The organism is Streptomyces glaucescens, from assembly GCF_002154375.1.
Taxonomy (GTDB): Bacteria; Actinomycetota; Actinomycetes; order Streptomycetales; family Streptomycetaceae; genus Streptomyces; species Streptomyces glaucescens.
In genome coordinates this window covers 1-8,931 of record NZ_MUND01000417.1, presented here as the reverse complement: position 1 = coordinate 8,931, position 8,931 = coordinate 1, and the positions used below count along the sequence as shown (strand labels likewise).

The window sequence follows — 8,931 nt, the reverse complement described above, 5'->3', positions numbered from 1 at the left end:
AGATCTTTTTCCGATCCGATTCCCTGTCGGCGGGAGCGTCTTGGGCTTTGGGCTTTCGCCCTGCGGCCTTTCGACATTCACTACGTTAGCCCATTCCCTTGCCAGCTCATAATCGAGCTTCCGCGGTTCTGAATTCGGACGTGCGGACACGTCAGAATTCATCCCGGCTGAGGGGATGTCGCAAGTAGTGGGTTGTCCGCTCCGGCTGCTGTCGATGGCAGTACCCGGTTCAACGGCTCGTGCCACGTTACGGACTCGCGCGAGCGGAGTCAAGTGCGTCGTCGGCGGGGGACGTGGGCCCGGTAGGGGCTCACCGTCGGGTCGTCGGCGACCCAGAAACGCCACGGGTGCACGGCCCCTTCTCCGGAGACCCCGGTGCGCGGACCGTTGCGTACCTGGTCGGAAGGGATAGGAGTACCGGTCAGCATGCGGAGCGGGGTGTCGGCGGTGGCGCAGGCGTCCACGCCGTCCTGAGCGCGGTCCACGTCGAGGGCGGTGGCCAGGCGGGCCGGGCCTTTGGCCAGTTCCTTGTCGTTCCGGGCCGAGAGTCGACGGGTCCGGGCCAGCTCGGCGCCCTCGATGATCTCGCCCGCGCGGAGCAGGACGGCGCCGGCTCGGCCCTCCGGTCCGCACACGAGGTTCATGCAGTGCCACATGCCGTAGGTGAAGTAGACGTACACATGGCCGGGCGGGCCGAACATCACGGCGTTGCGAGGGGTGCGGCCCCGGTAGGCGTGGGAACCCGGGTCGTTCTGGCCGTCGTAGGCCTCGACCTCGGTCAGGCGCAGGGCGATCGGACCGTCCGGGGTGGTGCGTACGAGGACGCGCCCCAGGAGGTCGGGGGCGACCTCGAGGACGGGGCGGTCGAAGAACTCTCGGGGCAGGGGCGTACGGTCGGGGGTCGCGATCATGCCGTCCGAGGGTAGTGCAGGGGGAGGGCGCGGAACCGGGGGCCGCCGGATCGCGTTTGTAGGGATCAAGGGTCCACTCGCTTAAGGGAGAGTCATGCCGTTCAAGAAGCTGCTCGCGAGCCTGGGTGCCGGCGGGGCGTCCGTCGAGACGGTGCTGACCGAGGTCAACGTGGTGCCGGGCGGGGTCGTCCAGGGCGAGGTGCGGATCCAGGGCGGGTCCGTCAACCAGCAGATCGAGGCGCTGTCGGTGGGTCTGCAGGCACGGGTCGAGGTCGAGGGCCAGGACACCGAGTACAAGCAGGACATCGAGTTCACCAAGGTGCGCCTCGGTGGTGCCTTCGAGCTCCAGGCGAACGCGGTGCACGCGGTGCCGTTCACGCTGGACATCCCGTGGGAGACGCCGATCACGATGATCGACGGCCAGGCGCTGCGCGGTATGGACATCGGGGTGACGACCGAGCTCGAGATCGCGCGGGCCGTGGACTCCGGTGACCTGGACCCGATCAACGTGCACCCGCTGCCGGCGCAGAAGGCGATCCTCGACGCGTTCGTCCAGCTCGGCTTCCGCTTCAAGAACGCGGACATGGAGCGCGGCCACATCCGGGGCACCCGGCAGAAGCTGCCGTTCTACCAGGAGATCGAGTTCCTGCCGCCGCAGCAGTACCGCGGGCTGAACCAGGTCGAGCTGAGCTTCGTGGCCGATCAGAACGCGATGGACGTCGTCCTGGAGATGGACAAGAAGCCGGGCATGTTCAGCGAGGGCAGCGACACGTTCCGGTCGTTCCAGGTCGGGCTCAACGACTATCAGGGGACCGACTGGGCGGCGTACCTCAACCAGTGGCTGTCCGAGGTCGGCTCCCGGCGCAACTGGTTCTAGTCTCGGTACCCACGGACCGAAACGATCAGGAGGTACCGAGGTGACCGAGCTCAAGCGGCGGCCTCTCCCCCACGACTTCCATCCGCCCGTGCCGTCCTTCACGGTGACCAGCGCGGACGTCGAGGAGGGCGCCACGCTGAAGGACGCTCAGGTCCACGCGAAGGGCAACACCTCACCGCAGCTGCGGTGGGAGGGCTTCCCGGACGGGACCAAGAGCTTCGCCGTGACCTGCTACGACCCGGACGCCCCGACCGGCAGCGGGTTCTGGCACTGGGTCGTGTTCGACATCCCGGCCTCCGTGACCGAACTGCCGGCGGGTGCCGGCAGCGGCAAGTTCGAGGGTCTGCCCGAGGGAGCCGTGCACGCGCGGAACGACTACGGCACGAAGGACTTCGGCGGTGCCGCGCCGCCGCCCGGGGACGGGCCGCACCGCTATGTGTTCACGGTGTACGCGGTGGACCAGGAGAAGCTCGGTCCGGACGCGGACGCCAGTCCTGCCGTGGTGGGCTTCAACCTGCGCTTCCACACGCTGGCGCGGGCCCAGCTGATCGGTGAGTACGAGGTGCCCGCCGAAGCCTGAGGTTCACCTGGCGTTTACCCGCTCCTGGTCATGGAAGTGATCAGGGGCGGGCATTTTTATTGCGTTGTCCATCTCGGCGGGCCCGGCCAGAGTTGATCCAGCCCGCCGAGGGGGTGGGCCGGTGCACACGGGAGGTGGGCTGGTATGCGGGACACGCTGGTACTCAACGCGAGTTTCGAGCCGTTGTCGACGGTGACGCTGAACCGAGCCGTCGTTCTGGTGCTCCAGGACAAGGCCGTCGTCGAGCAGGCCCACCCCGAACTGCGGATGCGGGGAGCGGAGGTCGACATACCGGCGCCGCGGGTGATCCGGCTGTGCAGGTACGTACGGGTGCCATTCCGAAGACAAGCCGCGTGGTCGAGGCGGGGCGTGCTGGCGCGGGACCGGCACCGGTGCGCGTACTGCGGCCGGCGGGCGACGACCGTGGACCACGTGGTGCCGCGGTCGCAGGGTGGCGGGGACACCTGGCTGAACACGGTCGCCTCGTGTGCGGAGGACAATCACCGCAAGGCGGACCGGACGCCGGAGCAGGCGGGCATGCCGTTGCTTTCCAAGCCGTTCGAGCCGTCGCCGGAGGATGCGATGCTCCTGGCTCTGGGGCGGGACGAGTTCGAGGCGCTGCCGGAGTGGCTCGCGTTCGATGCCGCGTAGACCGCAGGGGTTTGGCTCCGCGGGTGGTTCGTGGCCTGACGCGCGGTTCCCCGCGCCCCTGACGGGGCGCGGGGAACCGTTGTCTCATCGGTGCTGTCAGTCGAGGGTCGGCTTTTCGCGGCGGTCCTGGGTGGAGGTGCCGTTGGCTCCGCCGTTGCCCGAACCGCCGCCGAGGCCGCCGAAGTTGCCCATGGCGCCGGAGAGGCCCTTGAGGGCGTCGCCGATCTCGCTGGGAACGATCCAGAGCTTGTTGGCGTCGCCTTCGGCGATCTTCGGGAGCATCTGGAGGTACTGGTAGCTGAGCAGCTTCTGGTCGGGGTCGCCGGCGTGGATCGCCTCGAAGACCGTGCGGACGGCCTGGGCCTCGCCCTCGGCGCGCAGTGCGGCGGCCTTGGCCTCGCCCTCGGCGCGCAGGATCTGGGACTGCTTCTCGCCCTCGGCGCGCAGGATCTCCGACTGGCGGACACCTTCGGCCTGGAGGATGGCGGCACGCTTGTCGCGGTCGGCGCGCATCTGCTTCTCCATCGAGTCCTGGATGGAGGTGGGCGGCTCGATGGCCTTGAGTTCGACGCGGTTGACGCGGATGCCCCACTTGCCGGTGGCCTCGTCGAGGACGCCGCGCAGGGCCGCGTTGATCTCCTCGCGGGAGGTCAGGGTGCGTTCCAGGTCCATGCCGCCGATGATGTTGCGCAGGGTGGTGACGGTGAGCTGCTCGATCGCCTGGATGTAGCTGGCGACCTCGTAGGTGGCGGCCCGTGCGTCGGTGACCTGGTAGTAGATGACCGTGTCGATGTTGACGACCAGGTTGTCCTGGGTGATCACCGGCTGCGGCGGGAAGGGCACGACCTGCTCGCGCAGGTCGATGCGGTTGCGGATCGTGTCGATGAACGGGACGACGATGTTGAGGCCCGCGTTGAGGGTCCGTGTGTAGCGGCCGAAGCGCTCCACGATGGCCGCGCTGGCCTGTGGGATGACTTGGATCGTCTTGATCAGGGCGATGAAGACCAACACCACCAGGATGATCAAGACGATGATGATCGGTTCCATCGTCGCTTCCCCGTACCCTTCTCCGCCTCGGCGCTTTTGGAAGATCTTATGGTTGAGAAGATCTTGCTGGTCGAGTCTCGCAGACCGTCACCCGACTCGGGGGGTGTTCGGTCGAGTTGCGTCATCCGAGGTCACATGACGATCGCCGTGGCCCCCTCGATGTCCACCACGTCGACCTCCTGGCCGACTTCGTAGGTGTGGCCGGTGTCGAGGGCCCGGGCCGACCAGACCTCGCCCGCGAGCTTGATGCGTCCGCCGGAGGCGTCGACGCGTTCCAGGACGACGGCTTGTCTTCCCTTCAACGCCTCGACTCCGCTGGCGAGTTGGGGCCGCTGGGAGCGGTGCCGGGCCGCGATGGGGCGTACGACCGCCACGAGGGCGGCCGAGACCGCGACGAAGACGAGTACCTGGACCACGATGTCGCCGCCGAGGGCGGCGGCGACGGCGGCGGCCACACCGGCCGCCGCGAGCATGCCCAGTTCGGGCATGGCGGTCACCACGAGCCCGATCCCGAGCGCGGCCGCGCCGACGAGCCACCACACCCATGCGTCGATGTCGTTCACACGGCCATGGTAGGTCCGCGGGTCCCGCCGCCGACAGGGCGCGATCCTCGAACGCGCCGCGCGGGCGAGGGTGTTGGCGGCCCGGCCCGGTCCGTGGCCCGGAGGTCAGGCGAGCGGCAATCCCTGGGCGGTCCAGCGGTCGCCGACCTGCTCGACGACGAGCGGGAGGCCGAAACAGAGGGAGAGGTTGCGGGAGGTGAGTTCGAGCTCCAGGGGACCCGCGGCGAGCACCTTGCCCTGGCGGATCATGAGGACGTGGGTGAAGCCGGGGGCGATCTCCTCGACGTGGTGGGTGACCATGAGCATCGAGGGGGCGATCGGGTCGCGGGCGAGCCGGCCGAGGCGGCGGACCAGGTCCTCGCGGCCGCCGAGGTCGAGGCCGGCGGCGGGCTCGTCGAGGAGCAGCAGCTCGGGGTCGGTCATCAGGGCGCGGGCGATGAGCGTGCGCTTGCGCTCGCCCTCGGAGAGGGTGCCGAACTTGCGGTCCAGGTAGTCGGACATGCCGAGGCGGTCGAGGAAGGCGCGGGCGCGCTGCTCGTCGACGTCCTCGTACTCCTCCTGCCAGGCGGCGGTCATGCCGTAGGCGGCGGTGAGCACGGTCTGCAGGACGGTCTGGCGCTTGGGGAGCTTGTCGGCCATGGCGATGCCGGCCATGCCGATGCGGGGGCGCAGTTCGAAGACGTCGGTGCCGGGCCGGCCGAGGGTCTCGCCGAGGATGGTGGCGGTGCCCGTGCTGGGGTAGAGGTAGCTCGAGGCGACGTTGAGGAGGGTGGTCTTGCCGGCGCCGTTCGGGCCGAGGATGACCCAGCGCTCGCCCTCCTTGACCGACCAGGAGACCTGGTCCACCAGAGCCCGGCCCTCGCGGACCACGGATACGTCCTGAAGCTCCAGAACATCGCTCATGAGCGCGTTGTCTCCCCTTGCAGTGTCGCCGGTCTCGGCTGTCGCGTACGCCTGTGGCTCGGTCGGTCGCGCCGGTGGGCGCAGCCCTCCATGAAATCTACGCCACCGGTCGACCCGGACATTCCCTCGGTCCGGTCCTTAGGGTGGGGGCATGCTCACGGAACCGCGCTCTGGTCGCCTTGCCGCTTGGGGAAATGCCCTTCTTGCCGGACTTGTCTCACCGGACGAGGCCGCACTCGCCATCGTCGGGGACGATGCCGTCCACCGGGTGGCGGGGCTGCCGGACGAGCCGGCGCCCGTCGGGCTCACGCTGGCGCTGGGGCGGCTGCGGGCGCTGGGGGCCACGGGGCTGCGGGTCGCGCTGCCCGCGCCGGGGCATCCGCTGGGGCTGAGCGGGCCGCCGGAGTTCAACACGCGGGCGCTGGACGCCGAGGAGGCGGTGATCTGTTACGGCACCGCGCTGGGTCTGGTGCCGGAGGTGTCCGAGGCGGGGCCCGAGGGCGATGTGCATGTGGAGGTCGTCTGGCACTGTCTGGCGGTGCGGGAGGCGCCGCCGGCCGATGTGCCCTCGCTGGGTGAGGCGGAGCGGGAGCTGGCGGAGGCGCTGCGGGAGGCGACGGAGGTGCTGACCCGGCTGGACGTGGCCGCTTCGGGGCCGGTCGCGGAAGCGGCGATCGACGCCTACCGGGCGCGCGCCGAGCGTGGGCGGGAGGTGCTGGCGCCGGGGTATCCGCCGCGGGCGGTGCGGGTGCTGGAGCTGGCGCAGCGGATCGGCACGCTGATCGCGTTGGCGTCCGAGAACGGGCACGGGGGCGCGGTGAGCGCCGCCGAGATGGCGGCTCGGACGCAGGCGCTGCGGCCGGTGGAGCGGACGGCGCGGCGGGCGCAGGTCGCGGCGTACAACTCGATGGTGGAGGAGCGGGAGCGCGGGATGCGGTGAGCGCGCGGTGCCGGTGAGCGGTGTGCCGCGGACCGGCGGCGGAAGGGCCGCACGGGTCGTCGGCGGCTCGTGCGGCCCTGTCCCTGCCCGTGGTGGGTCAGCCGAGGGAAGTCATGGGCCCGTACGGATCATGGGCACGGCGAGGTCGTCGGCCCCGGCCGCACTCAGTGGTTGAGGCCCAGGTTGCCGAAGGCCGGGTTCAGCACACCGATCACGTCCACGCTGTCGCCGACCGCGTTCACCGGGACGTGCACCGGGGCCTGGACGAGGTTGCCCGAGACGACGCCCGGCGAGTGCTCGGCCCTGCCGGTCGCCGACGAGCCGTCGGTGGCGGAGGCCATGCCCGCACCGGCGGCCACCAGACCACCGGCCGCCATCGTCACGGCAGCTGCCTTCTTCAGGTTCTTCACTTCTCAGCCCTCTCTGGCGTTCACCGCGGCAGTCGCCGCGGCACGCACTGGAGAACGGCGGAGATCCGCACAGGTTGCGCCATGTGAGGGACATTCCCACGACAGTATGAATCTCAGCTCGGAATCTCAGCTCGGAACGGGACCCTCCGTGTTGTCCTCCGTAGTGCCGTGCGCAGGGCCTCTCAGCCGGTGACGCCATGGCGAACGGCCCACAGGGCGGCCTGGGTGCGGTCCGCCAGGTCCAGCTTCATCAGGATGTTCGACACGTGGGTCTTCACGGTCTTCTCGGAGAGCACCAGGGCGCGGGCGATCTCCCGGTTGGAGCGGCCGTCGGCGATCAGGCCCAGCACCTCGCGCTCCCGCTCGGTGAGCGATCCGGCCCTGCCCTGGCCGGAGCCCGCGTCCTCCTGGGAGAGCAGGGCGCCCGCCACCTCCGGCTGGAGCAGGATGTGCCCGGCGTGCACCGAGCGGATGGCGCCGGCCAGCGCGTCGGGGTCCACGTCCTTGTAGACGTACCCGGCGGCGCCGGCGCGCAGGGCCGGGACCACCGTGCGCTGCTCGGTGAAGCTGGTGACGATCAGCACGCGCGCGGGGTTGTCCAGTTCCCGCAGTCTGCGCAGTGCCTCGACGCCGTCCATGCCCGGCATCTTGACGTCCATGAGCACGACGTCGGGTTTGAGTTCCTCGGCGCGCTCGACGCCCTCGGTGCCGTCGGCGGCCTCGCCGACGACCTCTATGTCGTCCTGCACCTCCAGGAAGGTGCGCAGGCCCCGGCGGACGACCTGGTGATCGTCGACGAGCAGCACCTTGATTGCGTCAGCCACCGGGGACCTCCATCTCGATCGTGGTGCCCTTGCCGGGCGCCGACTCCACGGTCAGTCTGCCGCCGACCCCGCTCGCCCGGTCCCGCATGGAGACCAGGCCCAGATGGCGGCCGGCGCGGCGCACCCCGCGCGGGTCGAAGCCGCTGCCGTCGTCCGTGACGCGCAGGACCGCGCCGCTGCCGCGCTTGTCCAGGGAGACGTCGACGTGGTCGGCGCCGGAGTGCCGCAGCGCGTTGTGCAGGGCTTCCTGGGCGACCCGCAGGAGGGCATCCTCCTGGGCGGCGGGCAGGGCGCGCACCCCGTGGCTGTCGAAGGTGACGCGCGCGCTGTGCGCGCGGTCCAGGACCTGTATCTGGGTGCGCAGGGTGGCGACGAGGCCGTCCTCGTCGAGGGCGGCGGGACGCAGTTCGACGACGGCGGCGCGCAGCTCGTCCGCGGCTTCGGCGGCGAGCGCGGCGACCTGCTGTAGTTCGCCCTTGGCGCGGCCCGGGTCGCGGTCGACCAGGGCGGCGGCGGCCTGGGCGGTCAGGCGCAGCGAGAACAGCTTCTGGCTGACGGCGTCGTGCAGCTCGTGGGCGAGGCGGGAGCGCTCCTCGGCGATGGTCAGCTCGCGGCTGCGTTCGTAGAGCCGCGCGTTGGTGAGGGCGATGGCCGCGTGCTGGGCGAGGATGGCGAGCAGTTCCTCGTCGTCCTCGGTGAAGCCGCAGGCGCCGTCCGGGCGGGGGCAGTTCTTGTTGGCCAGGAACAGGGCGCCGATGATCTCGTCGCCGTCGCGGATGGGCAGGCCCAGGAAGTCGGCCAGCTCCGGGTGGGCGGACGGCCAGCCCTCGAAGCGGGGGTCCTTGCGCACGTCGGCGAGGCGTTCGGCGCGGGCCTCGTGGAGCATCGAGGCGAGGATGCCGTGCTGGCGCGGCAGGGGGCCGATGGCCTTCCACTGCTCCTCGCTGACGCCGTCGACCACGAACTGGGCGAAGCCGCCGTGGTCGTCGGGGACACCGAGGGCGGCGTACTGCGCGTCGAGCAGTTCGCGGGCGGAGGCGACGATCGTCTTGAGGACGTCGCGCACTTCCAGGTGCCTGCTCATGGCCAGCAGCGCGGAGCTGACCGCGGCGAGGCCGGTCCGGGGGCCTTGACTCATGACTCCACGCTACCGGCGGGGTGTGACAGCGCGGATCGGACCGGTGACGGCGGTGGTCTGGTCCCGCGGTCCTAGGCCGTGTCCGCA

11 protein-coding genes are annotated in these 8,931 nt (G+C 70.6%); 4 read left to right on the top strand and 7 right to left on the bottom strand.

What is annotated here, in order from left to right; all coding sequences use genetic code 11:
* Positions 1-269: 269 nt before the first annotated feature.
* On the bottom strand, positions 270-911 hold the full coding sequence (locus tag CCN42_RS25725; protein ID WP_086739189.1) for a DNA-3-methyladenine glycosylase: 642 nt from the start codon (positions 909-911) through the stop codon (positions 270-272).
* A 94-nt stretch (positions 912-1,005) separates the two neighbouring features.
* Between CCN42_RS25725 and CCN42_RS25720 the strand changes: the two genes are divergently transcribed.
* The 3 genes from CCN42_RS25720 (at position 1,006) to CCN42_RS25710 (ending at position 3,019) form a co-directional block, all read left to right on the top strand.
* Entirely contained in the window at positions 1,006-1,788 is a 783-nt protein-coding gene (locus CCN42_RS25720; protein ID WP_086169349.1) for a sporulation protein, read from the top strand.
* Positions 1,789-1,828: 40 nt separating this feature from the next.
* Complete coding sequence (locus CCN42_RS25715) at positions 1,829-2,368, top strand: YbhB/YbcL family Raf kinase inhibitor-like protein (RefSeq protein WP_086739187.1); 540 nt, start codon at positions 1,829-1,831, stop codon at positions 2,366-2,368.
* Between the two features lie 144 nt (positions 2,369-2,512).
* Positions 2,513-3,019, top strand: a complete 507-nt coding sequence (locus tag CCN42_RS25710) for an HNH endonuclease (protein WP_086739185.1) — start codon at positions 2,513-2,515, stop codon at positions 3,017-3,019.
* Between the two features lie 96 nt (positions 3,020-3,115).
* Here CCN42_RS25710 and CCN42_RS25705 read toward each other — a convergent pair whose 3' ends face one another.
* From CCN42_RS25705 to CCN42_RS25695, 3 genes are all read right to left on the bottom strand, one after another.
* Positions 3,116-4,066: an SPFH domain-containing protein gene (locus CCN42_RS25705; protein WP_086169352.1), complete on the bottom strand. Its 951-nt coding sequence runs from the start codon at positions 4,064-4,066 to the stop codon at positions 3,116-3,118.
* 131 nt (positions 4,067-4,197) lie between these two features.
* Positions 4,198-4,629, bottom strand: coding sequence for an NfeD family protein (locus tag CCN42_RS25700; protein ID WP_086169353.1), 432 nt, complete (start codon positions 4,627-4,629; stop codon positions 4,198-4,200).
* A gap of 105 nt (positions 4,630-4,734) precedes the next feature.
* Positions 4,735-5,532, bottom strand: coding sequence for an ABC transporter ATP-binding protein (locus CCN42_RS25695; RefSeq protein ID WP_043499573.1), 798 nt, complete (start codon positions 5,530-5,532; stop codon positions 4,735-4,737).
* Between the two features lie 151 nt (positions 5,533-5,683).
* Here CCN42_RS25695 and CCN42_RS25690 point away from each other — a divergent pair, with 151 nt between their 5' ends.
* A complete protein-coding gene (locus CCN42_RS25690) occupies positions 5,684-6,472 on the top strand; it encodes a hypothetical protein (RefSeq protein WP_086739183.1) in 789 nt (262 codons plus the stop codon).
* A 164-nt stretch (positions 6,473-6,636) separates the two neighbouring features.
* Here CCN42_RS25690 and CCN42_RS25685 read toward each other — a convergent pair whose 3' ends face one another.
* The 3 genes from CCN42_RS25685 to CCN42_RS25675 form a co-directional block, all read right to left on the bottom strand.
* The gene (locus tag CCN42_RS25685; RefSeq protein WP_086739181.1) at positions 6,637-6,882 is read right to left on the bottom strand and encodes a chaplin; all 246 of its coding nucleotides are present in this window, start codon (positions 6,880-6,882) and stop codon (positions 6,637-6,639) included.
* A 182-nt stretch (positions 6,883-7,064) separates the two neighbouring features.
* Positions 7,065-7,706: a response regulator gene (locus CCN42_RS25680; protein WP_086739179.1), complete on the bottom strand. Its 642-nt coding sequence runs from the start codon at positions 7,704-7,706 to the stop codon at positions 7,065-7,067.
* Complete coding sequence (locus CCN42_RS25675; protein ID WP_086739177.1) at positions 7,699-8,844, bottom strand: GAF domain-containing sensor histidine kinase; 1,146 nt, start codon at positions 8,842-8,844, stop codon at positions 7,699-7,701. Before CCN42_RS25675 ends, CCN42_RS25680 begins: the two co-directional genes overlap by 8 nt.
* Positions 8,845-8,931: the final 87 nt, after the last annotated feature.

Excerpts from the sequence above, each read along its gene's own strand:
- CCN42_RS25705 (WP_086169352.1), bottom strand. The coding sequence starts at position 4,066 with ATGGAACCGATCATCATCGTCTTGATCATCCTGGTGGTGTTGGTCTTC.
- CCN42_RS25690 (WP_086739183.1), top strand. The coding sequence starts at position 5,684 with ATGCTCACGGAACCGCGCTCTGGTCGCCTTGCCGCTTGGGGAAATGCC.
- CCN42_RS25695 (WP_043499573.1), bottom strand. The coding sequence starts at position 5,532 with ATGAGCGATGTTCTGGAGCTTCAGGACGTATCCGTGGTCCGCGAGGGC.
- CCN42_RS25675 (WP_086739177.1), bottom strand. The coding sequence starts at position 8,844 with ATGAGTCAAGGCCCCCGGACCGGCCTCGCCGCGGTCAGCTCCGCGCTG.
- CCN42_RS25720 (WP_086169349.1), top strand. The coding sequence starts at position 1,006 with ATGCCGTTCAAGAAGCTGCTCGCGAGCCTGGGTGCCGGCGGGGCGTCC.
- CCN42_RS25725 (WP_086739189.1), bottom strand. The coding sequence starts at position 911 with ATGATCGCGACCCCCGACCGTACGCCCCTGCCCCGAGAGTTCTTCGAC.
- CCN42_RS25710 (WP_086739185.1), top strand. The coding sequence starts at position 2,513 with ATGCGGGACACGCTGGTACTCAACGCGAGTTTCGAGCCGTTGTCGACG.